General features: G+C 63.6%; 27 protein-coding genes. 10 read left to right on the forward strand and 17 right to left on the reverse strand.

Annotated elements, in window-relative coordinates; all coding sequences use genetic code 11:
• Positions 1–139 precede the first annotated feature (139 nt).
• From IOC82_RS09535 to IOC82_RS09545, 3 genes are all read right to left on the reverse strand, one after another.
• Positions 140–967 (reverse strand): carbohydrate ABC transporter permease, encoded by an 828-nt coding sequence (locus tag IOC82_RS09535; RefSeq protein WP_290545951.1) that lies wholly within the window; start codon positions 965–967, stop codon positions 140–142.
• A complete protein-coding gene (locus tag IOC82_RS09540; RefSeq protein ID WP_290545952.1) occupies positions 967–1,878 on the reverse strand; it encodes a carbohydrate ABC transporter permease in 912 nt (303 codons plus the stop codon). The genes IOC82_RS09535 and IOC82_RS09540 overlap by 1 nt, the downstream gene beginning before the upstream one ends.
• Before the next feature lie 71 nt (positions 1,879–1,949).
• Entirely contained in the window at positions 1,950–3,524 is a 1,575-nt protein-coding gene (locus IOC82_RS09545; RefSeq protein ID WP_290545953.1) for an extracellular solute-binding protein, read from the reverse strand.
• Positions 3,525–3,966: 442 nt separating this feature from the next.
• On the opposite strand from IOC82_RS09545, the gene IOC82_RS09550 reads away from it, so the two are divergent.
• Positions 3,967–4,959 (forward strand): sugar-binding transcriptional regulator, encoded by a 993-nt coding sequence (locus IOC82_RS09550; RefSeq protein ID WP_290545954.1) that lies wholly within the window; start codon positions 3,967–3,969, stop codon positions 4,957–4,959.
• Here the strand turns inward: IOC82_RS09550 and IOC82_RS09555 are convergent.
• Positions 4,956–5,519, reverse strand: a complete 564-nt coding sequence (locus tag IOC82_RS09555) for an HdeD family acid-resistance protein (protein WP_290545955.1) — start codon at positions 5,517–5,519, stop codon at positions 4,956–4,958. The genes IOC82_RS09550 and IOC82_RS09555 overlap by 4 nt on opposite strands.
• Positions 5,520–5,588: 69 nt before the next feature.
• On the opposite strand from IOC82_RS09555, the gene IOC82_RS09560 reads away from it, so the two are divergent.
• Both IOC82_RS09560 and IOC82_RS09565 read left to right on the forward strand, forming a co-directional pair.
• The gene (locus IOC82_RS09560; RefSeq protein WP_290545956.1) at positions 5,589–6,521 is read left to right on the forward strand and encodes a phosphate acetyltransferase; all 933 of its coding nucleotides are present in this window, start codon (positions 5,589–5,591) and stop codon (positions 6,519–6,521) included.
• A 234-nt stretch (positions 6,522–6,755) separates the two neighbouring features.
• The gene (locus IOC82_RS09565) at positions 6,756–6,953 is read left to right on the forward strand and encodes a hypothetical protein (protein WP_290545957.1); all 198 of its coding nucleotides are present in this window, start codon (positions 6,756–6,758) and stop codon (positions 6,951–6,953) included.
• 34 nt (positions 6,954–6,987) lie between these two features.
• Here the strand turns inward: IOC82_RS09565 and IOC82_RS09570 are convergent, their stop codons facing one another.
• The 10 genes from IOC82_RS09570 to IOC82_RS09615 all read right to left on the reverse strand — a co-directional run bounded on the left by IOC82_RS09570 (position 6,988) and on the right by IOC82_RS09615 (position 14,715).
• On the reverse strand, positions 6,988–7,410 hold the full coding sequence (locus tag IOC82_RS09570; protein ID WP_290545958.1) for a cytochrome c: 423 nt from the start codon (positions 7,408–7,410) through the stop codon (positions 6,988–6,990).
• A 133-nt stretch (positions 7,411–7,543) separates the two neighbouring features.
• A complete protein-coding gene (sufA, locus tag IOC82_RS09575) occupies positions 7,544–7,912 on the reverse strand; it encodes a Fe-S cluster assembly scaffold SufA (RefSeq protein ID WP_290545959.1) in 369 nt (122 codons plus the stop codon).
• 10 nt (positions 7,913–7,922) lie between these two features.
• Positions 7,923–8,303: an SUF system Fe-S cluster assembly protein gene (locus tag IOC82_RS09580; protein ID WP_290545960.1), complete on the reverse strand. Its 381-nt coding sequence runs from the start codon at positions 8,301–8,303 to the stop codon at positions 7,923–7,925.
• Positions 8,300–9,520: a cysteine desulfurase gene (locus IOC82_RS09585; protein WP_290545961.1), complete on the reverse strand. Its 1,221-nt coding sequence runs from the start codon at positions 9,518–9,520 to the stop codon at positions 8,300–8,302. The genes IOC82_RS09580 and IOC82_RS09585 overlap by 4 nt, the downstream gene beginning before the upstream one ends.
• The gene (gene sufD / locus IOC82_RS09590; RefSeq protein WP_290545962.1) at positions 9,520–10,692 is read right to left on the reverse strand and encodes a Fe-S cluster assembly protein SufD; all 1,173 of its coding nucleotides are present in this window, start codon (positions 10,690–10,692) and stop codon (positions 9,520–9,522) included. Before sufD ends, IOC82_RS09585 begins: the two co-directional genes overlap by 1 nt.
• The gene (sufC, locus tag IOC82_RS09595; protein WP_290546023.1) at positions 10,689–11,444 is read right to left on the reverse strand and encodes a Fe-S cluster assembly ATPase SufC; all 756 of its coding nucleotides are present in this window, start codon (positions 11,442–11,444) and stop codon (positions 10,689–10,691) included. Before sufC ends, sufD begins: the two co-directional genes overlap by 4 nt.
• Positions 11,445–11,461: 17 nt before the next feature.
• Positions 11,462–11,647 (reverse strand): hypothetical protein, encoded by a 186-nt coding sequence (locus IOC82_RS09600; protein WP_290545963.1) that lies wholly within the window; start codon positions 11,645–11,647, stop codon positions 11,462–11,464.
• A complete protein-coding gene (sufB, locus tag IOC82_RS09605; RefSeq protein WP_290545964.1) occupies positions 11,644–13,158 on the reverse strand; it encodes a Fe-S cluster assembly protein SufB in 1,515 nt (504 codons plus the stop codon). Before sufB ends, IOC82_RS09600 begins: the two co-directional genes overlap by 4 nt.
• A gap of 7 nt (positions 13,159–13,165) precedes the next feature.
• On the reverse strand, positions 13,166–14,248 hold the full coding sequence (locus IOC82_RS09610; protein ID WP_366935665.1) for a cysteine desulfurase family protein: 1,083 nt from the start codon (positions 14,246–14,248) through the stop codon (positions 13,166–13,168).
• Entirely contained in the window at positions 14,245–14,715 is a 471-nt protein-coding gene (locus IOC82_RS09615; RefSeq protein WP_290545965.1) for an Rrf2 family transcriptional regulator, read from the reverse strand. Before IOC82_RS09615 ends, IOC82_RS09610 begins: the two co-directional genes overlap by 4 nt.
• A gap of 193 nt (positions 14,716–14,908) precedes the next feature.
• On the opposite strand from IOC82_RS09615, the gene IOC82_RS09620 reads away from it, so the two are divergent.
• Complete coding sequence (locus IOC82_RS09620) at positions 14,909–15,562, forward strand: alpha/beta hydrolase (RefSeq protein WP_290545966.1); 654 nt, start codon at positions 14,909–14,911, stop codon at positions 15,560–15,562.
• 49 nt (positions 15,563–15,611) lie between these two features.
• Positions 15,612–16,532: a DMT family transporter gene (locus tag IOC82_RS09625; RefSeq protein ID WP_290545967.1), complete on the forward strand. Its 921-nt coding sequence runs from the start codon at positions 15,612–15,614 to the stop codon at positions 16,530–16,532.
• Here the strand turns inward: IOC82_RS09625 and IOC82_RS09630 are convergent.
• Together IOC82_RS09630 and IOC82_RS09635 are read right to left on the reverse strand one after the other, a co-directional pair.
• Positions 16,506–17,579, reverse strand: coding sequence for an anhydro-N-acetylmuramic acid kinase (locus IOC82_RS09630; RefSeq protein WP_290546025.1), 1,074 nt, complete (start codon positions 17,577–17,579; stop codon positions 16,506–16,508). The two genes, IOC82_RS09625 and IOC82_RS09630, sit on opposite strands and share 27 nt — an antisense overlap.
• A 192-nt stretch (positions 17,580–17,771) precedes the next feature.
• Entirely contained in the window at positions 17,772–18,392 is a 621-nt protein-coding gene (locus IOC82_RS09635; RefSeq protein WP_290545968.1) for a TetR/AcrR family transcriptional regulator, read from the reverse strand.
• Positions 18,393–18,516: 124 nt separating this feature from the next.
• Between IOC82_RS09635 and IOC82_RS09640 the strand changes: the two genes are divergently transcribed.
• The 3 genes from IOC82_RS09640 (at position 18,517) to IOC82_RS09650 (ending at position 22,307) form a co-directional block, all read left to right on the forward strand.
• Entirely contained in the window at positions 18,517–19,422 is a 906-nt protein-coding gene (locus IOC82_RS09640) for an alpha/beta hydrolase (RefSeq protein WP_290545969.1), read from the forward strand.
• Positions 19,423–19,572: 150 nt separating this feature from the next.
• Entirely contained in the window at positions 19,573–20,814 is a 1,242-nt protein-coding gene (gene tyrS, locus IOC82_RS09645; RefSeq protein ID WP_290545970.1) for a tyrosine--tRNA ligase, read from the forward strand.
• Between the two features lie 335 nt (positions 20,815–21,149).
• Positions 21,150–22,307, forward strand: a complete 1,158-nt coding sequence (locus tag IOC82_RS09650; protein WP_290545971.1) for a succinylglutamate desuccinylase/aspartoacylase family protein — start codon at positions 21,150–21,152, stop codon at positions 22,305–22,307.
• A 22-nt stretch (positions 22,308–22,329) separates the two neighbouring features.
• Here IOC82_RS09650 and IOC82_RS09655 read toward each other — a convergent pair whose 3' ends face one another.
• A complete protein-coding gene (locus IOC82_RS09655) occupies positions 22,330–22,680 on the reverse strand; it encodes a nuclear transport factor 2 family protein (RefSeq protein WP_290545972.1) in 351 nt (116 codons plus the stop codon).
• A 209-nt stretch (positions 22,681–22,889) separates the two neighbouring features.
• Here IOC82_RS09655 and IOC82_RS09660 point away from each other — a divergent pair, with 209 nt between their 5' ends.
• Together IOC82_RS09660 and IOC82_RS09665 are read left to right on the forward strand one after the other, a co-directional pair.
• Positions 22,890–24,410: an arylsulfatase gene (locus IOC82_RS09660; protein WP_290545973.1), complete on the forward strand. Its 1,521-nt coding sequence runs from the start codon at positions 22,890–22,892 to the stop codon at positions 24,408–24,410.
• The gene (locus IOC82_RS09665; protein WP_290545974.1) at positions 24,407–25,849 is read left to right on the forward strand and encodes a hypothetical protein; all 1,443 of its coding nucleotides are present in this window, start codon (positions 24,407–24,409) and stop codon (positions 25,847–25,849) included. The genes IOC82_RS09660 and IOC82_RS09665 overlap by 4 nt, the downstream gene beginning before the upstream one ends.
• Positions 25,850–26,118: the final 269 nt, after the last annotated feature.

A 26,118-nucleotide genomic window follows, 5' to 3' on the forward strand; every position in this document is an offset into this window, starting at 1 on the left:
CGCCCCTCAACGCCCCATCGCACCGCAAGATCAGCGTCTCAACGGCCATCAAAACACCAGATCGGCCCTTTTCGCAGAGGTCTCGCAAAGCGGGAGAGGAGGGATAGGGACTTCTCCTGCAATCGGAAGAGGACGAAATCTACCCCTTCACCGCACCCATGGTCAGCCCGCGCGACAAATGGTTCTGGATCAGGATCACCAGCAGCAGGGCGGGGAAGAAGGCGAGGAAGGCGACAAGTGCTATCGCGTTGTAGATAATGCCGTCGGAACCGCCCGAGAAGTTGGCCAGCGCCACGGAGAGCGGATAGGCGTTCTTGGTGGCGATAATGAGGGTGAACAGATATTCGTTCATGGCGAAGATCGCCGCGATCACCGCCGCGGTGATGATGCCGGGCAGGCACATGGGGATGATGATCGACCAAAGGATGCGCAGGTCCGAGGCGCCATCGGTGCGCGCCGCATCCTCGATCTCGTGCGGGATGTCGATCATGTAGGAGCGGATGATCCACACGACGATGGAGAGATTCATCGCTGCATAAACCAGCATCAGCGCCCACACCGTGTCGAGCAGTCCCATGGCGCGGAACAGGAAGAAGATGGGGATCGCCACCGCCGCCGGCGCCATCATTTTGGTCGACAGGATGTAGAAGCCGATGTCTTCGCGGCCCTTGTACTGGTAGCGCGCCAGCGAATAGGCGGCAGGAATGCCGAGGACGAGACAGATCAGCACGCTGCCCGACACGGCGATCACCGAGTTCATGAAATAATGCATGATCGGCCATTCGGCCCAGATCTTGGCCCAGGTCTCGACCGAGATGGTCGGGAAGTAGATCGGTTTCGGCGCGATGATCTCATTCCGCGGCCGGAGCGCGATGGTGGCGAAGAAGATGACCGGCAACAGGCAGAACAGGCCCCAGACGAGGAGCAGGATGGTGCGGCCGATGGAGAAGCGCGAACCCTCCGCCATCACTCCCTCCCCGACCGGAAGAAGCGCCTGACGAAGGACTGCGCGAGGATGACGGTCAGGACCAGCACCACGACGGAGGCGGCGGAGGCATAGCCGAACTCGAAGCTCTTGAAGCCAGTGCGGTAGATGAAATAGCTCACCGTCTCGGTGTCGCCCGCGGGCGCGCCTTGCGTGATGATATGGGGCGAGGCGAACATGGTGAGGATGTCGATGCCGCGCAGCACCAGCGCGATGGCGATGACGGGCCGCATCAAGGGAAGCGAGATCGCGAAGAACACCTGGCTCCAGCGCGCGCCGTCAAGGCGCGCGGCCTCCTCGATCTCCTTGTCCTGGCCCTGCAGCGCCGCGACGAAGATGATGAACAGGAAGGGCGTCCACTGCCACACGTCGGTGACCACCAGCACGCCGCGGGCAAGCCAGGAGGAGCCCATGAAGTCGATGTTGGAACTGGCGAGGCCCACCTGCATCAGGAGGTCGCTGATCACCCGCCCGTCGTTGAACAGCAGCTTCCAGAGATACGCGACGGCCGAGGGCATGAACAGCATCGGCAGCAGAAACACGATCCGCCAGCCGCGCACGAAGGGATCGCGGTAGACCAGTGCCGCCAGCGTCATGGCGATGGCGAATTCGACGGCCAGCGTGATGCCGCCGATCACCAGCGTATTGTAAAGGCTGTGCCAGAAGGCCTCGTCGCCAAACAGGTCGGAATAGTTCTCGAGGCCAATGAATTCGAGCTTGAAGCGCCCCTGATAGAAGCTGCGCCACAGCGCGAAGATGCCGGGATAGAGCGTGATCGCAAGCAGGTAGACGACGGCGGGCGCCACCAGCAGGTAAGGAAAGACCTTGCGCCGGAACGGGCTGCGCCGCCGTGCCATACGCAAGGCCGAGGTGGGGAGTACGGCGTCAGTCATGAAACCTGCTTTGGTAAGTGACCCCTCCCCTGCCCTCGGCAAGCGGAACGGGAGAGGAGCCGGACTCGCGATCAGAACGGCAGCGGCTTACCCTTGCCCATCCACAGGCCGGGCTCGGTCGCTGCGAAGTTCATCGGGTCCTTACCCTGATAGAAGCCGTTCTTGGACATGATGTCCTTGACTTTCACCACGGCCTCGTCGAGCGCGGCTTTGGGCTGCATCTCCCCGACGACGACCTTGTTGATCAGGAAGCCGATCTCCTGGTCGATCTGGAAGCCTGACGGTACGCGCGGCGCACACCAGGCGAAATCCAGGGAGTCGCCCCAGACCTTGGCGGGCTGCGATACGGCCTGCAGCTTTTCGTTCTTCAGCACCGAGCGGTAGCCCGGCGCCACGCCATTGGCATTGGCCTCATTCATCGCCATGATCGAGGCGGTGGTGAGATAGGCGAGCATCAGGAAGGCCGCTTCAGGCTCCGGCGAGGTCGCCGTGACGCAGGACGTGGAGCCCGCGATGTTCGGCGGTGCGAAATTGCCGCCCTCGACGCGGGGCGTGTAGATGGTGAGCACGTCATCGCCGATCTTGGACTGGTCGGGGCGCGTCGCCTGGGTGCCGGAGTCCTGCCAAGAGATGTTGCAGGCGATCTGGCCGCCGAGCCAGGCGGCGCGGTTGGTTGGCCAGTCGGCGGCGGCCACGCCCTCGATTGCGTGCTTCGACAGGGCCACGATGGTCTCGAGACCCTTGACGCCGGCATCGCCGTTGAAGATCGGTTCCCAGTTCTGGTCGAACAGCATCATGCCGTACTGCGCCGAGATATGCTGCCAGGTGTAAGTGGCCCAGAAGCCGCGGCCGCACATCATGCCGATGCCGTTGACGCCGGGTTCGGCCTTGTTGAGCTCGGGCGCGATGCGGATCATCTCTTCATAGGAGGGGATGGTCTTTACGCGGTCGGAATCAAGGCCGATCTTCTTGAACACCGACGGGCGGATGTGAACCTGCTGGATGTCGCAGTCGAAGGGAATGCCGAGGATGCCCTTGTCCGCCCAATGGCCGTAGTTGCGCTGGTAGGTTTCGTAGAAGTCATCGAAGGGAAGGCTCCACTTCGATACATATTCGTCAAGAGGCTTCAGGAAGCCCTGGGCCGCGAAGTCGCCGAGCCAGGGGGAGAAGAACTGAATGGCGTCGAAGCTCGCATTGCCCGACAGGAACTCGGCGACGACCTTGTCGTACATCGAATCGTCCGGAATGGCCACGAGTTCGATCTTGATGCCCGAAAGCTGGGCGAAGGGCTCGATCTGGTCCTGAGCGGATTCACGGTCGGCTGCGCCGATGGCGAAGCGCACGGTCTTGCCGGCATGCTCCTTGCGGATCGCTTCCCAGTCGACGGTGCGGATCCAGTCCTTCTTGGGGTCCCACAGCTCGTCGTTATCGCCGAGCTTGTACTGCTCGCGATATTCTTTCTTCACCATGTTGCCGACATTGATCTTGGCCAGCACGTCGGCGGGGTTCGGCAGGCTCTGGGCAGAGGCGCGGCGGACGTTGACCAGCGGCACCGCGCCCGTGCCAGCGGCAAAGGCGGCGCCGGCAGCGGCGGTGGACTTGAGCAGCGAGCGGCGGGTGATCAGGCCCGGCTTAGTGATCGGCATGAGTGGGTCCTCCTTCAGGTTCGGCCTGTCTGGTTCATCCGCGCCTCGCCGCAGGCCGGCTGCGGGCGGGATCATCGGTCCGGAATGTCAGGGAGCAAGGCCAGCCGCGCTGCGCGGCGGCGGCGAGCGAAACGACGGCGACTGTGGGCTGGGCCAGCATGTCCGTTCCTCCCTCGGCGCCCTCCCGTTCTGCCGCGGGATGGACGGGCGATGCAATTCATGTACTAAACTGCATTCACATGCGCAAATGTTTCGTAATGACGCGCCGCAACAATGTCTCGCACTGCGAAATATCTGGATTACGTTACGGCAGAGGACAGAGCCAGATCGCGATCAGCCGCGGATTGGGGCGGCCGGGAGTCTTCTGCAACATAAGTGTACGCTTGCGGGATTTAGCATCCTCCGCCACAATTAGAGACCGCAACCGGCGCGTGGTCCCAGCATGTTGGAGAAGACCCAGTCCCGCAAAAGCCGCCCGCTCAGCCTTGAGCGCGGCGCCGGCCGCATCGCCCGCAACCGTATGCGCATCGCCTGGATGTATTACGTCGAGGGCCTGACGCAGAACGAGATCGCTGGCCGCCTCGGCATCGGCCGCGTCACCGTGGTGCGCAACATCAACGAGGCCATCAAGCAGCGCGAGGTGAAGATCTGGATCGAGGGCGAGGTCTCGGAATGCTTCGAGCTCGAGGGCGAGCTGAAAAGGGCGTTCGGCTTCAAGGATGCGGTCGTCGTGCCGGAGCCGGCGAGTGCGGAGAACATCCGCAAGTCAATCGGCGTCGCCGCCGGCATGTATCTCTCCGGCACGATCGAGGATGACATGACGGTGGGGGTCGGCTGGGGCGCAACGCTCTATGAAAGCCTCGGCACGCTGGCGCCGCGCGATCTCGAGAACCTGCAGGTCATCTCGCTGCTGGGTGGCATCGTGCAGGCGCGCAAATACAATCCCGCCGAATTCGCCTGGCAGTTCGCCCGCATCATGGGCGCGGACTGCTACCTCTTCCAGGCGCCGGCAGTCGTCGATTCGCCCGAAACGCGCGATGCGCTGATCGAGCGCTGCGGCCTGCGCGACATCTTCCGCAGAGCCGAACGCCTCGACCTCGCCATCCTCAGCGTCGGCACCATGGCGCCCTCCTCCACCGCCTTCCGCTTCAACCTGATCAGCGACGAGGAGCGCGCCGAACTCCTCAAGCGCGGCGCGGTGGGCGACATGCTGTTCAACTTCTATGATCGCGACGGAGCACTGGTCGACCACCCGGTCAACCGCCGCATCATGTCGCTGCCGCTTGAGCAGCTCCGCAGTGTCCCAACACGCGTGCTGGCCTCGGGCGGCAACGATAAGGTGGATGCGCTCTTGGGCGCCATCCGCCTCGCGGATGCCAATGTGCTGATCACCAACGAGGCGACGGCGCGCGAGCTGCTGCTGCGCAAACCCTAAACGCCGCGCGCCTTCAGCAGCTCCTGCGCCGCGGCGCGCAGCTTCCAGCCGAAGGCCAGCAGCACCAGGCCCACCAGCACCGCCGTGCCGGCGATCACCCAGATGACGCTCACCGCCGCTGCCGTGGGGTAGAACATGATGAGCCCGCCCAGCGCCGCTCCGATGACGCCAGCCACCGCGAGATAGCCCGGCTGCTCGATGTCCTTCCACAGCACCAGCGCGCCGATCAGCTGCAACAGGCCCGCCGCAATGTTCCACAAGCCGATGAGCAGCACCACGTAGCGCGTGGCGAAATCCGGCGCGAGAAGGCAGACGAGGCCCGCCACGACGCCGGCAATGGCGGTGAGCAGGCCGGTCATCGAGCTGCCCTCCTCCTTGCCCCGGAACGCGCCCCACAGGCCCAGCAGGCCATCGGCCAGCGCATAGATGCCGAACAGCGTCACCACCACCGCGAGCGTCACCTGCGGATAGACGAAGGCGACGATGCCGAACGCCAGGCTCGCCAACCCGCGCAGCAGGATGGTGCGCCACATCGCCGTGAAGAATTCCCGCATCGCCATGTCCAATCTCCCCCAGTTTGGCTAGACTGGCCTTGGCTTAGCACAGATCTTTTGAGTCCGGAGAGCGGATTGGACACGCAGACCCACGCCAAATACGAGCAACTGATCGCGCGGACCCGGACGATCCCGCCCACCCCCACCATCGTCGTCCACCCCTGCGACGAGACCTCCCTGATGGGGGCGGTGGAGGCGGCGGGGCTCGGTATCATCACGCCCATCCTGGTTGGCCCGCGCCACAAGATCGAGGCGGCCGCCGGGAAGGCCGGGGCGGACATATCGAGGCTGCGTCTGGAGGACGTGCCGCACAGCCACGCGGCCGCTGCCCGCGGCGTCGAGTTGATCCGCGCCGGCGAAGGAGCCCTCCTCATGAAGGGCAGCCTCCACACCGACGAACTCATGCACGAGGTTGCCTCCTCCACCACCGGCCTGCGCACGGCGCGGCGCATCAGCCATGTTTTCGTGATGGACGTCCCGACCTATCCCGAAACCCTGTTCATAACCGATGCGGCGATCAACATCTTCCCCGACCTCGACACCAAGGCCGACATCGTCCAGAACGCCATCGACCTCCATGTCCAGATCGGCCTTGGCATACCGCGCGTCGCCATCCTCTCGGCGGTGGAAACGGTGACCACCAAGATCCCCTCCACCATCGAGGCCGCCGCCCTGTGCAAGATGGCCGAGCGCGGCCAGATCACCGGCGGCCTCGTCGACGGCCCGCTGGCCTTCGACAATGCCATCGACCGGCAAGCGGCGCGCATCAAGAACATCCACGGCGAAGTTGCCGGCCGGGCACAGATCCTGGTGGTGCCCGACCTCGAGGCCGGCAACATGCTGGCCAAGAACCTCACCTTCCTCGCCAATGCCGATGCTGCGGGCATCGTGGTCGGTGCGCGGGTGCCGATCGTGCTCACCTCGCGGGCGGACTCGGTGCGCTCGCGCATGGCGTCCTGCGCCATCGCGGCACTCTATGCCCAGTCGCGCCAGGCGATCCCCGGGTGAACAGGGGGCGTCCAGCGCCCAACCGTGCTTTTTTCTTGACAGATTTGCTTTGTCGGTCCATTTCCAGCCCACAGCCCGGAAACCTGGGCCCGTCTCAAGCAGGAACACGAAACCCGATGCCAAGCGACAGTCATAGTCGATCGACCATGCCGTTACTGGCGCGCGCGGGGTTCTGAGCTTCCTCGGTTCACCCGCCCGCCGCCGGTAACGGCTGGTCGGAAAGAGGTGAACCAAATGACCTTCAAATCTCTCTTCACGTCCCGAAAGGGTGCAGTACAGGGCGGCCAAAACGACGACGCCGGGATGATCGTCATCCTGATGATGGCGCTCGTCTTCGTTCCCATCGTCGTGGCCCATGCGGCGGTCATGCTGCCGGACGCACCCGCCACCCAGCTGGCGGGCGTGTTCAGCGCTTTGCTCAAAACCTTCTGAGACACCAAAGCCCCGCGCCACGGCGCGGGGCTTTCTATTTCACCTGCAGCCCCTCGATATAGCCGATGAGATTGCCGACGCGGCGCTGCACCGAGGCCTCGTCACCCTCCGCCCCGCCCAGTTCCTGCGCCGACTCGGCCTTGAACCACACGCCCCACACCGGCATCTCGCGCTCGCCATGGCCGGGGATCGGGTCGCGCCCGTCAATCATACGGACCAGCTTGTCCTTCGGGAATTCGCCATAGCGTTCGGTGAGCGTCGTTAGGTCGGGCGGCTTGACGGTCAGGCTGAAGGCCTTGGGCCCAGAGCCCTTTGCATCTTCCCCATGGCAGCTCGCGCAATACATATTGAAGTCATGCTCGCCGGAAAGCCCGGCATTGGGGTCTATGTCCTCCTGGGCATGGAGCGGGGCGGCGGACAGGAGCAGAAACACGGCGAGGAGTGGAAGCTTGCGCATGGCAGTCACCTCATGAATCACGCTCGTTTCCGCCGAAAGTCTAACGCAATCCCACGAAGCCGTCACCCCAACCATCCGGGACGCTGCACGAAAGCCCGGAACGGCGAAATGGGTGGCATCCGGCCGGTGCGAACTAACCCCCCGCCGGCTTCAGCTGCACGCTCTCGCCGCAACCGCAGGCCGAGACCTGGTTGGGGTTGTTGAACACGAAGCCCGATTTCAGCGTGGAGACCTGGTAATCCATCTCGGTGCCGAGCAGGAACATCATGGCCTTGGCGTCGATCAGCACCTTGACACCCTTGTCCTCGACGACCTCGTCGAAGGGCTTCTGGTCCTTGGCCCATTCCAAGGTGTATTCCATGCCGGCACAGCCGCCGTTCTTGACGCCGATCCTCAGGCCCACGACGGGCTTCTCCGCCCTGGACATGATCTCGCGCACGCGCTGGGCGGCGGCGTCGGTCAGCTTCATGGCCTGAGGGAGCGGTCTCGATGCGGACGCCATGGCTTCCTCCCTACCACATGTTCATGGCGACGCGGGCCTCATCCGACATGCGGCTGTGGTCCCACGGCGGATCGAAAACGATGGTCGCCTTGCAGCTGGCAACACCCGGCACGGCGGAGACGGCATTCTCCACCCAGCCCGGCATATCGCCCGCCACGGGGCAACCCGGAGCCGTCAGCGTCATTTCGATGGCGACGTTCCGGTTGTCATCGATGTCGACCTTGTAGATCAGGCCCAGCTCATAGATGTCGACCGGGATCTCCGGGTCATAGACGGTCTTGAGCGCGGCGACGATGTCATCCGTCAGGCGCGCCAGCTCGTCCGGCGGAATGGCCGAGGGGTCCGGCGCATTGCCGGGGGCGGGCATGGTCTCGGTCGCGGCATCGGTCATCCGAATATCCTCCGGGCAGAGATAAGCGCTTCCGCCAGAACATCCACCTCTTCGAGGGTGTTGTACATGGCGAATGAGGCGCGGCAAGTGGCGGTGACGCCAAACCGCTGCAGCAACGGCTGCGTGCAATGGGTGCCGGCGCGCACGGCGACACCGGCGCGGTCGATCACGGTGGCAACGTCATGGGCATGGGCCCCTTCCATGTTGAAGGAGACGATGGCGCCCTTGTTCTTCGCCCGGCCGAAGATCCGCAGCGAATTGATCTCCGAGAGGCGCTCCATGGCGCGGTCGCGCAGCAGCGCCTCGTGTGCGGCAATCTTGTCCAGCCCCACCCCGCGCATGTAGTCAAGCGCCGCACCCAGCCCGATCGCCTGCACGATGGCCGGCGTTCCCGCTTCGAAGCGGTGCGGCGGGTCGTTGTAGGTCACGTAATCGGTGCCCACTTCCAGGATCATCTCACCACCGCCCTGGTAGGGCGGCATCTTGGCGAGCAACTCCTTCTTGCCATAGAGCACGCCGATCCCCGTCGGCCCATAGGTCTTGTGCCCGGTGAACACGAAGAAATCCGCATCAAGCGCCTGCACGTCGACCGCCATGTGCACGGAGGACTGCGAGCCATCGACCAGCACGGGGATGCCCCGCGCATGGGCGAGCTTGATCGCCTCCGCCACCGGCACGATGGTGCCCAGCGCGTTGGACATCTGGGTGATGGCCACGATCTTTGTCTTCGGCGACAGCAGTTTCTCGAATTCATCCAGCAGGAAGTTGCCGTCCTCGTCGACGGGCGCCCATTTCAGCACGGCACCATTGCGCTCGCGGTGGAAGTTCCACGGCACGATGTTGGAATGGTGCTCGAGAATCGAGAGGACGATCTCGTCGCCCTCCCCGATCACCATGCCCCCGAAGCTCTGCGCCACGAGGTTGACGGCCTCGGTCGCATTGCGGGTGAAGATGATCTGCTCAGGCTTCGGCGCGTTGAGAAAGCGCCGCACGCTCTCGCGCGCATCCTCGAAGGCCTGGGTGGCGGCATTGGAGAGGTAATGCAGTCCGCGATGCACATTCGAGTACTCTTCGGTGTAAGCCTTCATGATCGCGTCCAGCACCGGCTTCGGCTTCTGCGCCGAGGCGGCATTGTCGAGATAGACCAGCGGCTTGCCATAGACCTCGCGCGACAGGATCGGGAAGTCCTTGCGGATGGCCTGAACGTCGTATGTCATCAGCCCTTCCTCCGGCGCTCGGTCAACCAGCGCGCGGCGAAGTCTTCGAGTGCTGCCCGGATGCCGTCATGGTGCACGGTGTCGAAGGCCTCGCCCACGAATGCGGCGATCAGCAACGCCTTGGCCTCCGCCTCGGGGATGCCGCGGGACTTGAGATAGAACACATGGTCGTGGTTGAGGTCGCCCGAGGTCGCGCCATGGCCGCAGGCCACGTCGTCGGCATAGATCTCGAGTTCGGGCTTGGCATCGAATTCGGCGGTCTCGGAGAGCAGCAATGCATGCGACGACTGCTTGCCATCGGTCTTCTGCGCGCCGGGGCGCACGATCACCTTGCCCTGGAAGATGCCGCGGGCATGGCCGTCCATCACGCACTTGAACAGCTCGCGGCTGGCGCAGTTCGCCACCTCGTGGCCGACCACGAGTCGGGTATCGGCATGCTGCTTGCCCGCCAGCAGATAGGCGCCCGAAACCTTGGCATCGGCGAATTCGCCGATGAACCGGAACGTGCCGTTCTGGCGGTTCAGCTTGGCGCCCGCCGTCAGCGTGAAGTCGCGGAAGGCCGCGTTCCGGTCCACAATCACGTGGGCATGGGCCAGATGCACCGCATCATGCGACTCAAGCTCCACCTTCACCCGGTCGAGCCGCGCATTGTGTCCGATGCGGATTTCCGTCACCGAATTGGCGAGATAGCTCCCCTCGCCCAGATGCGTCTCGATAATCGTGGCCGAGGCATCATCCGCAATCTCGATCACATTGCGCGTCGCCACCGTGCGCGGGGATGCATCCGTTGAAATGAACACGAACTCGATCGGCGTGTCGACATTGCCCTCAATCCGCAACCGCGCGCCGTCGGTGGCGAAGGCCACGTTCATCAGGTTCACCGGATCGTCGAGTGCGGCGGTGGATTCGACGAAAGCGTTCGACTGCTTCGAATGTTTCGCGTCATATTCGCCGTTGACGAACACCATGCGCGTGGCCGCAACGCCTGCGAACGGCGAGGAGGCGAGAAGCCGCTCCACGTCGCCCCCCTTCGCCTCAACCTTCTGGCGCGGCGGATAGGGCTTGTCGATCAGCTGGCGCAGGTCGGTCCAGCGCCACTCTTCCATGCGCCGGTTGGGCAGATGGAAGCCCAGCGCCTCTTCGGCCGCGGTGCGTGCGATGGCCGCGTTCATGCCGCATCCTGCGTGAATTCGGCATAGCCCTTCTCTTCCAACTCGAGGGCCAGGCTCTTGTCACCCGACTTCACGATGCGGCCCTTTGACAGCACATGCACGAAATCCGGCACGATGTAGTCCAGCAGGCGCTGGTAATGGGTGATGACGATCATCGCCCGGTCAGGCGAGCGCAGCGCGTTCACACCTTCCGCCACCACCCGCAGCGCGTCGATGTCGAGGCCGCTATCGGTCTCGTCGAGGATGCAGAGCGAAGGCTCAAGCACCGCCATCTGCAGGATCTCGGCGCGCTTCTTCTCACCGCCCGAGAAGCCCACGTTGACGGGGCGCTTCAGCATGTCCTGACTCACGTTCAGCTTCGCGGCGCGGTCCTTGACGAGGCGCATGAAGTCCGGCGTCGAGAGCTCCTTCTCGCCCCGCGCCTTGCGCTGCGAATTCAGCGCCACCTTGAGGAACTGCATGGTGGCCACGCCGGGGATCTCGATCGGATACTGGAAGGCCAGGAACACGCCCTTGGCGGCGCGCTCCTCCGGCGGCATCTCGAGCAGGTCCTCGCCCTTGTAGGTGACGGAACCTTCCGTCACCTGATAGCCTTCGCGCCCTGAGAGCACGTAGGACAGTGTCGACTTGCCGGAGCCATTGGGGCCCATAATAGCGTGCACCTCGCCGGGGTTGACGGCAAGCGTCAGCCCGCGGATGATCTCCCGGTCCTCGTCTTCGAGCTTCACATGCAGGTTGTCGATGTCGAGCAGGGTCACGGTTCTTCGCCTCATTGAGTGAGATACTTATAGCCAAGCGTGATGACGGCAAGGCCAATGGCGCCCTTGACGCCGTCAGCCGCCGCCCGTGGCAGGGCCGTCTTGGGTTCGGCCGAGCGGTACTGGCTGTAGCGGAACACCGCGAAGACCAGCGCCAGCCCGATGGGCAGTGCGATATCGAGGAATGTGAGGGTCACCCCACACTTCCTTCCAGCGAGATGCCGATCAGTTTCTGCGTCTCGGCCATGAATTCCATCGGCAGCTGCTGCAGCACGTCGCGCACGAAGCCGTTGACGATCAGCGCCACCGCTTCCTCTTGGCTGAGCCCGCGCGACATGCAGTAGAACATCTGGTCGTCCGAGATCTTGGACGTCGTCGCCTCATGCTCGAACTGCGCGGTCGAGGTCTTGGCCTCGATATAGGGCACGGTATGCGCGCCGCACTCGTCGCCGATCAGGAGCGAGTCGCACTGCGTGAAGTTCCGCGCGTTCAGCGCCTTCCTGTGGGCGGAGACGAGGCCGCGGTAGGTGTTGTCGGAGCGGCCCGCCGCGATGCCCTTTGATATGATCCGGCTCGAGGTGTTCTTGCCGAGGTGGATCATCTTGGTGCCGCTGTCCACCTGCTGGCGGCCGTTGGAAATGGCGATCGAGTAGAACTCGCCGCGCGATTCCTCGCCGCGCAGGATGCAGCTCGGATATTTCCAGGTGATGGCGGAGCCCGTCTCCACCTGCGTCCAGCTGATCTTGGATCGTGGGCCACGGCAGTCGCCGCGCTTGGTCACGAAATTGTAGACGCCGCCCTTGCCCTCGGCATCGCCGGGGTACCAGTTCTGCACCGTCGAATACTTGATCTCGGCATCGTCCAGCGCGATCAGCTCGACCACGGCGGCGTGGAGCTGACTATCCTCGCGGGTGGGCGCGGTGCAGCCTTCGAGATAGGAGACGTAGGAGCCCTTGTCGGCGATGATCAGCGTGCGCTCGAACTGGCCGGTGTTCTTGGCGTTCATGCGAAAATAGGTGGAAAGCTCCATCGGGCAGCGCACGCCCGGCGGCACATAGACGAAGGAGCCATCCGAGAACACGGCCGCATTGAGTGCTGCATAGTAATTGTCGCCCTGCGGCACGACGGAGAAGAGATACCTCTTCACCAGTTCCGGGTGCTCGCGCAGCGCTTCCGAGATCGAGCAGAAAATCACGCCCGCCTTGGCGAGTTCCGCCTTGAAGGTGGTGACGACCGAAACCGAGTCGAAGACAGCATCGACCGCCACCTTGCCGGAGGCATATTCGCTGCCCTCCTCGTCAAGCTCGCTCTTCTCGCCCTGCTTGCGGACGCCTGCGAGGATCTCCTGCTCCTTCAGGGGAATGCCGAGCTTGGCATAGGTTTCGAGCAGCTTGGGGTCTACCTCGTCGAGGCTCTTGGGCGCAGCCGAGCCCTTGGGGGCGGCGTAGTAATAGAGGTCCTGAAAGTCGATCTTGGGATAGTCGACCTTGGCCCAGGTGGGCTCGTCCATCTGCAGCCAGCGGCGATAGGCCTCAAGGCGCGCCTCCAGCATCCAGTGGGGCTCGTTCTTCTTGTTCGAGATGAAGCGGACGATCTCCTCGTTCAGGCCCTTCGGCGCATATTCGGACTCGATGTCGGTCGTGAAGCCGTACTTGTACTTGTCGACGTCGATGTCCTTGACGAGCGCAATCGTTTCGATATCAGCCATGTTTCCCTCAGGCAGCAGCCCTGGCCTTGTGGCGGTCGCGGATCTTGCGCCACGCGGCGGTGAAATGTTCGATGTCCTGTTCGGTGGTGTCCCAGCCCAGTGATACGCGGATGGCGGCCTCGGAGATTTCAGGCTTCACCCCCATGGCCGCCAGCACATGCGATTTCGCGACTTTGCCCGACGAGCAGGCTGAGCCCGACGACACCGCGACCCCTTCGAGATCGAAGGCCATCAGCAGCGTCTCGGCCTTCATGCCGGGGAAGGCGAAGCAGGTGGTGTTGGGCAGGCGCTCCACGGCGCTGCCGAAAATCACGGCACCGTCCAGTTCTGCCTCCAGGCGGTCACGGAGCTTCCGGACGTCCTGTTTGAGCCCGGCCACTGCGCCGAAGCCTGCAACCGTCACCAGGTTCTCGGTCCCGGCCCGCCGGCGCAGCTCCTGGCCACCGCCATGGATGAGCGGCTCGACCGGAACACCGTCGCAAACGACAACGGCGCCGACGCCAACCGGACCACCATTCTTGTGCGCGGACAGCGTCAGAAAATGCAACGGCGGCAACGCAAAATTCAACATGCGCTTACCAAGAACCTGCACCCCGTCACTATGCACCAGCGCACCGTGTTGCTGCGCCAGCCGCACCACCTCGTGAAGGGGCTGCACAACGCCCGTCTCGTTGTTGGCCGCCATCACGCTCACCAGCGCCTTGGGGCCCTTCAGCATCGCCTCCAGCGCCGCGAGGTCGATGATGCCATCGGCATCGACCGGGATCGTTTCCACCGGCTTGCCGGATGCCTTGGCGGCCGCCAGCACGGACGGGTGCTCCACGGCGGAAACGATAATCCTTTCAACGGCTACGCCCTTGAGGACCATGTTGTTGGCCTCGCTGCCGCCAGACGTGAACACCACCATCGGTGCGATCACGCCAACCGCCCGGGCCACCTGCTCGCGCGCATCGTCGATCAGCTGGCGCGCGGCGCGGCCCTCGCCATGGACGGAGGAGGCGTTGCCCGTGAGATCCATAGCGCGCAGCATCGCCACCTTCGCCTCCGGGCGCAGCGTCGAGGTGGCGTTATGGTCGAGGTAGCTTCTCACGCAGGCGAGCCCTCCGGGTGGCGGTCCTTGGTCTGCTTGATGGTTGCAGCGAGAGCCAAATTGCGTTTCTCAACAACGTCTTCCAGCGAAATCGACGACAGGAAATACATCATCTGCCGGCCGAGGCTCGACCACAGGTCATGCGCGTTGCAGCGTTCGCCCTTGACGCAGCCCTCGACGGCATCGCCGTCGCAGCGGGTGAACTGCAGCTCCTCGTCGACGGCGGCGATAATGCGGGCGACGGGAATCTCGCTCATCGGGGTGGCCAGGCGATAGCCGCCGCCGGGGCCGCGGGCGCTCTCGACGAGCTTCGCCTTGCGCAGCTTGCCGAAGAGTTGCTCCAAGTATTCCTGTGAAATATCCTGACGTTCGGCGATTTCGGCCAGCGAAACCGGTTCCCCATCGGAATAGCTGGCGATGTCGATCATCGCCATCACGGCATAACGGCCCTTGGTGCTCATCTTCATGGCACGAAATCCTTGATTTTGAACCCCTCACCCGTGCTAAAGGCGAGAGCTTCAAGGCAGCGGCGACACGCGCCGCCAGTTTCGAACAATTCTAAACAGGGATATAGAAAACCCGAGTGCTGGAGTCAATTATTCGGTGGGCCGTCCACTGGGTTTTCCCGCGCCGGATATCTCCGATGAGGATCAGAGCTTTATGCCGGAAGTGATTTTCAGCGGACCTGCGGGCCGCATCGAGGCGCGCTACCATCACTCCAAGGCGGCCGGATCGCCCATCGCCATCCTGCTCCATCCGCACCCGAGTTTTGGCGGCACGATGAACAACCCCATCGTGCACACCATGTACCAGATGTTCCAGAGCCGCGGCTTTTCAGTTTTACGCTTCAATTTCAGGGGTGTAGGCCGCAGCCAGGGCGTCTTCGAGAATGGCGCGGGCGAGCTTTCCGACGCGGCCTCGGCACTTGACTGGCTGCAGTCCTTCAACCGCGAGGCCAAGATCTGCTGGATCGCCGGTGTGTCCTTTGGCGCCTGGATTTCGATGCAGCTTCTGATGCGGCGGCCTGAAATCTCAGGTTTTATTTCGGTGGCGCCGCTGGCCAAGCATTATGACTTCTCTTTCCTCGCCCCCTGCCCGGCCTCTGGCCTGTTCGCCAACGGCGAGAAGGACACGGTGACGCCGCCGGAAGCCGTCCACAGCCTTGTGTCTAAGCTTAAGACTCAAAAGGGTATTTCTGTCGAACACAAGGTCATCTCCGGGGCCAACCACTTCTTCCAGGACAAGATCGACGAGCTTACCAAGACCTGTTCGACCTATCTCGACAAGCGGCTTGCGGCGGAAGGTCAGCTCTAGTCAGCTATCGGGTGGCGCTATGGTGCCCGGGCGGGAGAGAATATCGTCCATGACGCCCAACCAGAACCATATCCCGCTCTCCGTCTGGGGCATGCTGCTGCTCCTCTCCGTTATCTGGGGCGGCTCCTATCTCTTTGTAGGGATTGCGGTAAAAGACCTTTCGCCGCTGGTCATCGTGTGGGCGCGGGTGGCGCTGGCGGCGTCCGCCCTGCTGCCCGTCCACCTGCTGCTGCTCGGGCCGCTGCCGAAGCAGCGCGAGGCTTGGACTGCCATCATCGGCCTCTCCGTCCTCAACAATGTTATCCCCTTCACCCTGATCGTGACAGGGCAGACGATGATCGCCTCCGGGCTCGCCTCGGTGATCAACGCCACATCGCCGCTGTTCGGCGTCGCGGTCATTGCGGCGGCCGGAATCGATCCGCTCATCCCACGGAAAGTACTGGGGATTTTGATTGGCATCGTGGGCGTTGCGGTGCTCAAGGGCGCCTCGCTTTTCGCCGAAAACTCGCAAAGCCTCGGCATCCTGCTCTGCCTGGGGGCGGCGGCGAGTTATGGCGTGGGCAGCCTGTGGGCGCGGATGAAACTGAAGGACACACCGCCCCTGAGCATGGCGACCGGGCAGCTGCTGTGCTCCTCTGCCATCATGACCGTGCTCGCATTCAGCTTTGATAACCCCGCGCAACTCCTTGCTGCATCGAGAGAAAGCTGGGCAGCTCTGCTGGGGCTTTCATTGTTGTCGACGTCCTTTGCCTATATCCTGTTCTTCCGTGTAGTGGCACGCTCCGGCCCCGCCAATGTGCTGCTGGTGACCATGATCATCCCTGTCTCGGCCATCGCGCTCGGTTATATGGTCTTGGGCGAAACCCTTGATCGGATGGAGATTTTAGGCACGCTTATCATCATGCTGGCGCTCGTGGTGATTGACGGGCGGGCCATCAGGTGGCTAAGGCCGGGCGACAAGCCCGCCTGACAGAGGCTCCGGCACGCCGGTCGTTCCAGGGAAGGTCATGGCAAGCCCGCCAAGGCAGCGGACAGCGAGATAGGCCCAAGCCTCCGCCTCCATCGAGTCGCCATTCATCCCGGCTTCTTCAGCAATCATAACAGGAGTTTGCAGGCATTCCCGCAAGTCGCGCATCAAGGTGGGATTAAGCCTGCCGCCACCACAGACGATGAACAAGCGGGGCGGTTCCGGCACCAGCTTCACGCTGGCGGCGATGGCTTCCGCCGTGAAGCGCGCAAGGGTCGCCGCGCCATCGGCCGGGGAGAGGCCCTCGACGAGCTTCACATCGAAGCTGTTGCGGTCGAGCGACTTGGGTGCGGATGTTGCAAAAAAGTTGTTTTTGAGTTGCTGTTCGATGACATTTCGGTTGCTCTTGCCGCTTGCCGAAAGACATCCGTCAACGTCGTAGGGAACGTCCGTCCAGCGCTCGCACCAGTCGTTGAGAAGGGCGTTGCCGGGACCGGTGTCGAAGGCGACGAGGTCACCATTCCGCCCAATCCAGGTCATGTTGGCGACACCGCCGATATTGACGAAGGCCAGCGGGCGTTCGCCCACGGCGGCGGCCAATGCCCGGTGATAGACTGGCACCAGCGGCGCCCCCTGCCCGCCGGCGGCGACGTCCGCGGCGCGCATGTCATGGACCACGGGGATGCCGATGCGGCGCGCAAGCGCGGGGCCGAGCCCGAGCTGAACAGTGAGGCGGCGCTCCGGGCGGTGGATGACGGTCTGGCCATGGAAGCCGATGACATCGATCTCGGCGGGGGTGAGGCCGTAGGTATCGAGGAAACGGCTGACGGCCTCGGCGTGCCATTCCGTCAGGGCGCGCTCGGCTTCGGCCAGGATGCCGGGGCGGGCCTCGCGGGAGGTGAGCGCCTTCGCTTCCTGAAGCGCGTCGCGGAGGACGGCCTGCTGGCCGGGGCGATAAGGATAGGTTGCAGCGGGACCGCGGCTGACCTGCTCCTCGCCATCGGTGCGGAGCAGCGCCACATCGATGCCATCGAGCGAGGTGCCGGACATGAGGCCCAAGGCGGTCGTCAGTTTTGACAGGGCAGGCCTCCATGGTAAGAGCCCGCAGCCGTTTTCGAAAGTCCGAGTGCCATGAGCCCGTTCATATCCAGTGTTCTGAATATACGGTCAGACCGCGGATTCATCCACCAGATCCCGGACCTGGAAGGACTGGACGCCGCCGCCAAGGCCGGCCTGAAATCCTCAAGCCGGCTCCGCCGCACCCAGCGCTCTGAAGATGCGCTTCACCAACGATGCGGCGACCTCTTCAGCGGGCCCGCAGGCTGCCGTCACCGCGCCGGCGCGCAGCGTCGCGAGGCCGTGGATGGCGCTCCAAGCAAACAGCGCGTCGCGCTCGCTGGGTGGCGCGGCGATAACGCCGGTACGGTGCAGATCCTGCAGGGCAAGCGGCAGATAATTGTAGGTGGCGGTGCGGCCGTCCGGCACGGCAGCTGACCGGTAGCCGACGGCATTGACGCCGAACATGAGGCGCCACAAGGCGGGCTCTGCATCCGCAAAATCCAGATAGGCCACGCCCAGGCGCATCAGGCGCGCGCGTGCCTCCACCGCGTCCGCCGCCGGGCGGGCCGGATCGAACGCGTTTGCGAAATAGGTTTCCAGACGGCGGAACCCGATATCCACCAGCGTGATGAGCAAGGCCTCCCTGCTCTCGAAATGCCGGTACACCGCCGGCGCGCTGACCCCGACCGAGGTGGCCAGCTGCCGCAGCGACAAGGACTCGATGTCAGGCGCGGCCAGCGCCGCCTCGATCAGGGCGCGGCGCAGATCGCCATGGTGAAAACGGCGGGGTGCAACGTTACTCATAACGAAGATGTTAACACCATTGACATCTAGCGCAAGAGGCCTCATATTAACATTGTTAACTTCATAGTTTCAGGTGCGGCCCTGCTTCACCCAAGCCGCTCCAGACCATTAGGAGACCGCAACCATGAGTGAACCCCTGACCCTTTCCAACCCCACGTTGATGCACTCCAAGACCGGATCATTAATCATGAGTGACCCCATCCCGCTGCCCGCCCCAAGAATGATCCAAACCAAGATTGGGCAGCTTGCCGTCCGCGATACGGGCGAGACGCCTCGCGGGGGAGATATTCTCGTGTTATGGCCCTCGATCTTGGCGGACTACACCATTTACCGGGCGCAGATCATGGCATGGGCCAAGCGCCACCGGCTGGTCATCGTCGACGGACCCGGCCATGGCGACAGCGGCCCGGCCCCCGGCCCCTTCACGATGGCGCAATGCGGCCAGGCGTTGGCCCAGATCCTCGATAGGCTGGCGATCAGCCAGCCCGTCGTTATCGTCGGAACCTCGCTTGGCGGCCTGGTGGGGGGCGAATTCGCGATCGCCTACCCGGAGCGCACGCGGGCCTTGGTGATGCTCAACACGCCGGTAAACGCGCCGCAACGCGGCTTTGGCGACCGTTTCGTCACTTGGGGTGCGCGGCGGCTGCACCGGACGGGCATGTTCGCCCAAGGCGCCGCAAAATCCTTCTTCCTGCCAGCAACCATTGCACGCGGCGGTCCGGCACTTGAGGATTTTCGCCGCCATCTGCGCGGGGCCAATGGCGCTGCCCTGGCAACCACGGTGCGTTCTGTGCTGCTGGAACGCGAGCCGCTGGCGCCGCGCATGCGGAACATCAGGGCGCCGGTTCTGTTCATCGCCGGGAGGGCTGACAAAATGTACCCGCCCGACTCTCTGCGCCAGGCCGCCGAGACGCTGCCGCAGGGCAGGTTCGAAACCGTCGAGTCGGCACATATTTCGGTGGTGGATGCGCCGCAGGCAACGACCGCGCTGATCGACGGCTTTCTCGCGAGTCTTCCGGCGCCGCGCTGAACATATCCGCAAGCCAGACTTGCCTTTGGCCGGTGCTGGTTTCAGCGGCTCGCACCGGCTGCTTTAGTTCAGGCCCAATGCGGTCAGCGGTTTTGACAGGGGGAAGCTCCGTGGTAAGAGCCCGCAGCCCCTTGCGAAAGCCGCAGCGCCATGAGCCAGTTCAAATCCGATTTCCTCACTGTACTGTCAGAACGCGGATTCATCCACCAGATCTCGGACCCGGAGGGACTCGATGCCGCCGCCAAGGCCGGCTCAATCACCGGCTATATCGGCTTCGACGCGACGGCCACCTCGCTGCACGCGGGATCGCTCGTCCAGATCATGATGCTGCGCTGGATGCAGAAGACCGGCCACAAGCCGATCGCGCTGATGGGCGGCGGCACCACCAAGATCGGCGACCCCTCCTTCAAGGATGAATCGCGCAAGCTGCTCACCGTCGATCAGATCGCCACCAACCTCGCCGGCATCAGACAGGTCTTCACCAAGTTTCTGACATTCGGCGGGGGTCCGGCCGATGCGAAGATGATCAACAATGCCGACTGGCTGGACCATCTCAACTACATCGACTTCCTGCGCGATTATGGCGTGCACTTCACCATCAACCGCATGCTGAGCTTCGACTCGGTGAAGCTCAGGCTCGACCGCGAGCAGCCTCTCACCTTCCTCGAATTCAACTACATGATCCTCCAGGCCTATGACTTCCTGGAGCTGTCGCGGCGGCACAATTGCGTGTTGCAGATGGGCGGCTCGGACCAGTGGGGCAACATCGTCAACGGCATCGAGCTCGGCCGGCGCTGCGACCAGCGCCAGCTCTTCGCGCTGACCACGCCGCTGCTCACCACCTCTTCCGGAGCGAAGATGGGCAAGACGGCGTCTGGCGCCGTGTGGCTCAACGCCGGCCTGCTGTCTCCCTACGACTACTGGCAATACTGGCGGAACGCGGAAGACGCGGATGTGACGCGCTTCCTGAAGCTCTACACCGAAATGCCGTTGCCCGAGATTGCGCGGCTGGGTGCGCTGGGTGGGTCCGAAATCAACGAAGCGAAGAAAATCCTCGCAACGGAAGCGACCGCCATGCTGCATGGCCGGGCCGCGGCGGACGAGGCCGCCGAAACGGCGCGCCGCACCTTCGAGGAGGGCCAAAGTGCCACGGGCCTGCCGTCGATCACGCTCGACCTCGATGCCGGGACAGGTTTGCTGGCGGCCTGTGTGGCGGCGGGCTTTGCCTCGTCCAATGGCGAGGCGCGGCGCTCGGTGCAGGGCGGCGCCATTCGCGTGAACGATCAGGCAGTGGCCGACGAGAAACTGCTGCTCACCCGCGCCCTGCTGGCCGATGGCGCGATCAAACTGTCGATGGGCAAGAAGAAGCACGTGCTGGTGAAGCCGGCATAGGAGCTCTTCTGGAATACATTCTTAGTTCAGACCGTCACCCCAGCGAAAGCTGGGGTCCAGCTTCAGGCTTGGGAGTGGGTGGAAAGCTGGGCCCCAGCTTTCGCTGGGGTGACGGCACTAAGATTGGGTGACGGCACCAGGACTGTGAGGCGGATATAGAGTTGAGAGACCCACTTATTGCGTCCAGTCGATGAACACCATACCGTGGCCGACGAGAAACTGCTGCTCACCCGCGCCCTGCTGGCCGATGGCGCGATCAAACTGTCGATGGGCAAGAAGAAGCACGTGCTGGTGAAGCCGGCCTGAGCAAAGCCAATCCAAGAGGAGTGATCGCTATGCCGGAGAAGGAATTTCCAACGATCGACCGGCGCAGCTTCCTGGTGGCGCCGCTGGCGGCAGCTACCGTGATGGCCGACGCGGGAGACGCGGCAGCGGCCACGGCGGGCAACACCGTGTTCACCGGCGACGTGGTGAACGGCAAGAAGGTGGTGAGCACCCTCGACATCGCCGACCTCGTGCCCGGGCAGAAGCACATGCTCTATTTCCGGGGTGTGGAATCGGCGACGGGGCAACCTTGGCTCGTCTCGGTGATGGTGGCCAAGGGCCGCCTGCCAGGCAAGCGCATCACGCTGACCAGCGGTGTGCACGGGGACGAGATGAGCTCGATCCGCGTGGTGCAGCAGGTGATGGAGCAGCTCGACCCCGCCCAGATGGCAGGCAGCGTCATGGCCGTGTTCGACATCTCGCGCCCGGCGCTGGAAACCATGCAGCGGCGCTGGCCCAACCAGGGACGCGGCATCGATCTCGTGGACATGAATCGCGAATGGCCAGGCAACGAGAATGGCACAACCGCCTCCAGCCGCCACGCCGGACTGCTGTTCAACCGGCTGCTCAAACCCAACTCCGACATCGCGCTCGACTTTCACACCGGCACGACCGGGCTCGATTGCAACGACTGGATTATCGGGAACCGCCAGATACCTGAAGTCAAAGCCATCATTGACCTCTTTCCAGTCCGTCAGGTTCTGGACTCACCAGCCTACCCAGGTGTTCTGCACAACGCTTTCACTGATGCTGGCATACCCAGCATTTGCCCCGAAGTGGGGGCGGCGCGCATCCTCGCCCCCAAACTGATCGCGCCCTTCGTGGAGGGCACGATGAACGTGCTGAAGCATTATGGCGTCGCCGGCGGCGCGATCGGCCGGACGGGTGCGGACGCAGGCATGTTCATCGGCAACAGCGCCGCACCCATCCTGGCCACCGAGGGTGGCTTCATCGAGCATCTGGTTGCTCCGAATGACAAGGTGCAGGCCGGCCAGAAGGTGGTCGTGCAGCGCAATGCCTTTGGCGAGACGGTCGCCGAATATGCAAGCCCAGTGGATGGGGAAGTGGGCGCCATCCGCAGCGATGCCAGCAGCGAGCCGGGCAATGCGCTGGTCTTCATCCTGTTCAACCGCGCACCCGCATCGGGCGATGCGGGCTATCCGGAATAGGCTGGCGCTTTTTCCGGCTGCACTAATCCGTCCAGCGGATGAATTTCAAACTCCGGATGAGGCCGCCGCGGACTTCGTAGATGGCCATGATGTGCAGAGGGCCGGTGGGAAGTCCATAGACCGTTTCCTTGTCGATGGCGTGCGTTGGCCCTTCGAGGCGCTGGTGAACGGTGCAGCTGAGCTTGGGATTATCGGCGAAGCGCTTGGTATAGACCGAGCGGATTTCGGCAAGCCCGTTGCAGATCATCTGGCCGGTGACAAGGTCCGAGATCGTCGCGTCCCCGGCAAAGAGCGCGCAATAGCCGTCAATGTCGTGGGCGTTGTAGACCTCGAGCTGGCGGTTAACGACGTCGCGGGGGGATGGGTGTGTCATCGACGGGACTATAGGACGGGCCATACTGCTGTCCAGTGCGATCTGGTTCCGCCGGCGATCCACCCGGCGGACATGGGGCCATGGCCCTTGATGAGAGCCGCGCCAGGGCAAGTATCCGGAATAGAAGGCTATGCCAGCCGGCCGCCGACAATCCATTCTATTGCCCGGCCCGTCGTCCGCATGTATTTTCCAGAAGCGGGAGGTGCGTCATGAAGTGGAAGATTGCAGGACTGGCGGGCGCGATGCTCCTGTCGCTCGGTATACCGGCGCAGGCGGTCAGCACGCCGCCCAACATCCTGATGATCATGCCGGACGATGTGGGCTACTTCAACATCGGCGCCTACAGCCACGGCATGATGGTGCCGACCCCGAACATCGATAGCATTGCCGCGCAGGGCATGCTGTTCACCGATCACTATGCCCAACCCACATGCACTCCGGGCCGCGCGGCCTTCATCACCGGGCAATTGCCGATCCGCACCGGGCTGACGACCGTGGGCCTTCCTGGCTCGCCCATCGGACTGAGCGGGCTGGACCCGACACTGGCCGAAGTGCTGAAGGGACAGGGCTATACGACCGGGCAGTTCGGCAAGAACCATCTCGGCGACAGGAACGAGCATCTGCCAACCGTGCACGGCTTCGACGTTTTCTACGGCAACCTCTATCATCTGAACTCAGAGGAAGAGCCGGAGGATCCGGACTGGCCGAAGGATCCCGCCTTCACGGCGCGCTATGGACCGCGCGGCGTTCTCGACTGCAAGGCCACGGCAGAGGTCAATCCGGAGCCAGACGATCCGCGCTTCGGGGCATGGGGCAAACAGCAGTGCGCAGACACGGGGCCACTGACCGCGCAGCGGATGGAAACGATCGACGGCGACTTCACCGGCCGCACCATCGCCTTCATGCGCCAGGCCGTGGCGGAGAAGAAGCCGTTCTTCGCGTGGTATGCGCCCTCGCGCATGCACATCTACACGCACCTCAAGCCGGAGAGCCGCTATCTCGCCCAGCCCTATTCCTCGGAATACGATATCTACGGCAGCGGACTTATGGAGCATGACGGATATGTGGGCCAGCTGCTTCGCGCGCTGGACGAGATCAAGGCAGCTGACAACACGATCGTGCTCTACACCACGGACAATGGCGCAATGGCCGCCTGGTGGCCGGATGGCGGCACGACGCCCTTCCGCAGCGAGAAGGCCACGACATGGGAGGGCGGCGTGCGCGTTCCCATGCTCATCCGCTGGCCCGGGCATATCAAGCCAGGTAGCGTATCCAACGGCATCCAGGACCACACGGACTTGTTCACCACGCTTGCCGCGGCGGCGGGCGTCGACGACGTTGCAGCAAAGCTGCTCGCCAGCCACAATGTGAAGATTGACGGCGTGAATAACATCGCCACCTGGACGCAGGGCGCGCCATCGAAGCGCAATATCGAACTGTTCTACAACGAAAGCCAGCTGACAGCGATCCGGCTGGGCCCGTGGAAGACCCACTTCCAGGAGCGCAACGGATTCTTCGACTACTTCCGCGGCAGCGCGCTTGTGTTCAACCTGCGCATGGACCCCTTCGAGCAGCGTGACGGGCATTATTCGGCGCTGCTGGCGATGAAAAAGGCCTTCCTAGGTGGAATGATCGCCGATGTGCTGAACGCGCATTTCGCGTCGCTCAAGGCGTTCCCGCCCCGGCAGAAGGGAGGGTCGCTGAACCCCGGCCAGAGCATGCAGCCTTGAGACGCGCGGCTCTGCGCCGCTCCGCGAGGCGATTGACGGCGGCGTTCGCCGCGGCCGCCGTCATGCTCGGTTGCGCCGGCGCGCGCGCCCAGCAGGCCCCGGCCGACCCGCTGCTGTTCACCGGCGACGGCTGGCGGCTCAAGCTGGGCCTCGACGGCGCGGTTCAGACCTCCGGAGAAATCAACAGCTGGTGGAACCTGACCGACGCCTTTCCGCCCGCCACGCCTTACAATCCCGACATGTCCTGGACGGAAGGCTATCTCAAACCCTCCGCCAAGTTCAACATCGCCGCCGGCCCGCAGGCGGAACTCTATGGCGGTCTTGCCGCCGTCGCGTCCTACACATGGGGCACCGATGTTTTTGACGCCGGAAACACCGGTGCGGTGACGCTGGAAAATGCTTATGGCGGCTTCCGCTACACGGCATCGACCGGCTTGTCTCTCGATCTGTCGGCCGGAAAGCAGGATTACCAGATCGGTTCCGGCATGCTGATCCAGATGGGCGGCGGCAACGGTTACGAGCGCGGCGCGCTGCTTTTGTCGCCGCGGAGCGCCTGGGACATGGCGGCGATCGCGCGCGAGAAAGTTGGCGGGCTTACCCTCGAGCAGTTCTACCTCAACCCCAGCGAACTGGAGTCGGGAGACAGCCTCACCGAGATAGCCGGCGCGCATGCGCGCTACGACTGGTCGGAGAAGGATTACGCCGGACTTGCCTATATCAACGTGATCAAGTCGAACTATCCCTCGCTCGCCGCCCCGCTGACCATCATCCCCGATGGCCGCGAAGGCATGAACGTGCTGCACGGCTATTTCCGGACGCAGCCCTTCGCCAGCCTGCCGACGCTGTGGCTGGCCGGCGACCTCGCGCATGAGTGGAACGAGCGCATCGACCAGTCCGCTTGGGGCGGCCAGGCGGAAATCGGCTATACCGCAGCCGCCTTGCCCTTTACGCCCACCTTCTCATACGCCTTCCGCTATTTTTCGGGCGACGATCCATCGACAGCGCAGAACGAGCGCTTCGACAGCCTATTCTACGAGGGCTCGCCCAGCGGCTGGGCCACGGGCGGAAACGCGTCGCTAGCCTTCTACAATTCCAACATCATGGCGCACAGTTTTGCGCTCGGCCTGGTCATCACCGAGCAGGATTTCGTCTCGGCGCGCTACTGGCACGTGATGGCGGCACAGGAGAACAGTCCCATCCAGTTCGGACAGGGCGCGGAGGTGACGTTCGAGAACGGCGCCCCGATCATCATCGTGGGCGTGCAGAATCCCAACCTCTCGGACGACTTCTATCTCGAATACACGCGCATCCTCACCCCGAACCTGTTCCTGACCGCCGGCGGCGCGCTGTCGCTGCCCGGCCAAGGCCTGCGCGACGCCGCCAAGGGCCTGGCGGAAAACTGGTGGGGCGGCTATGTGAATCTGACCCTCAATTACTAGCGCAACGGGCCCTCAAGTGCATCCGCACTTGAGGGTGGTAAGTTGCGCCAGCTTTTGACTCTGGAGCATTTTTCGCTTCGCAAGCGATTTCACTTGCGCGTACGATTCTCTATAACACCCAAAGACCCCATTCAAGGCTCGGCTGGCTGACGCCATCCGAGTTCGCAAACCGCAGACGCCTAAGCAAGCAGTGGCCATTGCATCAACCGCCCAATACGGCAATCATTCCGCTGAGACTCTACCCACGGATGGATCGTAAATGGGGCTCA

Source organism: Aestuariivirga sp. (assembly GCF_020252395.1).
GTDB lineage: Bacteria > Pseudomonadota > Alphaproteobacteria > Rhizobiales > Aestuariivirgaceae > Aestuariivirga.

Bases quoted from the DNA above. Each gene is read 5' to 3' on its own strand.
- IOC82_RS09550 (WP_290545954.1), top strand. From the start codon at position 3,967: ATGTTGGAGAAGACCCAGTCCCGCAAAAGCCGCCCGCTCAGCCTTGAG.
- IOC82_RS09625 (WP_290545967.1), top strand. From the start codon at position 15,612: ATGACGCCCAACCAGAACCATATCCCGCTCTCCGTCTGGGGCATGCTG.
- tyrS (WP_290545970.1), top strand. From the start codon at position 19,573: ATGAGCCAGTTCAAATCCGATTTCCTCACTGTACTGTCAGAACGCGGA.
- IOC82_RS09545 (WP_290545953.1), bottom strand. From the start codon at position 3,524: ATGCCGATCACTAAGCCGGGCCTGATCACCCGCCGCTCGCTGCTCAAG.
- IOC82_RS09570 (WP_290545958.1), bottom strand. From the start codon at position 7,410: ATGCGCAAGCTTCCACTCCTCGCCGTGTTTCTGCTCCTGTCCGCCGCC.
- IOC82_RS09635 (WP_290545968.1), bottom strand. From the start codon at position 18,392: ATGAGTAACGTTGCACCCCGCCGTTTTCACCATGGCGATCTGCGCCGC.
- sufA (WP_290545959.1), bottom strand. From the start codon at position 7,912: ATGGCGTCCGCATCGAGACCGCTCCCTCAGGCCATGAAGCTGACCGAC.
- sufB (WP_290545964.1), bottom strand. From the start codon at position 13,158: ATGGCTGATATCGAAACGATTGCGCTCGTCAAGGACATCGACGTCGAC.
- IOC82_RS09535 (WP_290545951.1), bottom strand. From the start codon at position 967: ATGGCGGAGGGTTCGCGCTTCTCCATCGGCCGCACCATCCTGCTCCTC.
- IOC82_RS09615 (WP_290545965.1), bottom strand. From the start codon at position 14,715: ATGAAGATGAGCACCAAGGGCCGTTATGCCGTGATGGCGATGATCGAC.
- IOC82_RS09565 (WP_290545957.1), top strand. From the start codon at position 6,756: ATGACCTTCAAATCTCTCTTCACGTCCCGAAAGGGTGCAGTACAGGGC.
- IOC82_RS09540 (WP_290545952.1), bottom strand. From the start codon at position 1,878: ATGACTGACGCCGTACTCCCCACCTCGGCCTTGCGTATGGCACGGCGG.
- IOC82_RS09640 (WP_290545969.1), top strand. From the start codon at position 18,517: ATGAGTGAACCCCTGACCCTTTCCAACCCCACGTTGATGCACTCCAAG.
- IOC82_RS09620 (WP_290545966.1), top strand. From the start codon at position 14,909: ATGCCGGAAGTGATTTTCAGCGGACCTGCGGGCCGCATCGAGGCGCGC.
- IOC82_RS09655 (WP_290545972.1), bottom strand. From the start codon at position 22,680: ATGACACACCCATCCCCCCGCGACGTCGTTAACCGCCAGCTCGAGGTC.
- IOC82_RS09585 (WP_290545961.1), bottom strand. From the start codon at position 9,520: ATGACATACGACGTTCAGGCCATCCGCAAGGACTTCCCGATCCTGTCG.
- IOC82_RS09630 (WP_290546025.1), bottom strand. From the start codon at position 17,579: ATGTCCGGCACCTCGCTCGATGGCATCGATGTGGCGCTGCTCCGCACC.
- IOC82_RS09650 (WP_290545971.1), top strand. From the start codon at position 21,150: ATGCCGGAGAAGGAATTTCCAACGATCGACCGGCGCAGCTTCCTGGTG.
- IOC82_RS09555 (WP_290545955.1), bottom strand. From the start codon at position 5,519: ATGGCGATGCGGGAATTCTTCACGGCGATGTGGCGCACCATCCTGCTG.
- IOC82_RS09660 (WP_290545973.1), top strand. From the start codon at position 22,890: ATGAAGTGGAAGATTGCAGGACTGGCGGGCGCGATGCTCCTGTCGCTC.
- IOC82_RS09580 (WP_290545960.1), bottom strand. From the start codon at position 8,303: ATGACCGATGCCGCGACCGAGACCATGCCCGCCCCCGGCAATGCGCCG.
- sufD (WP_290545962.1), bottom strand. From the start codon at position 10,692: ATGAACGCGGCCATCGCACGCACCGCGGCCGAAGAGGCGCTGGGCTTC.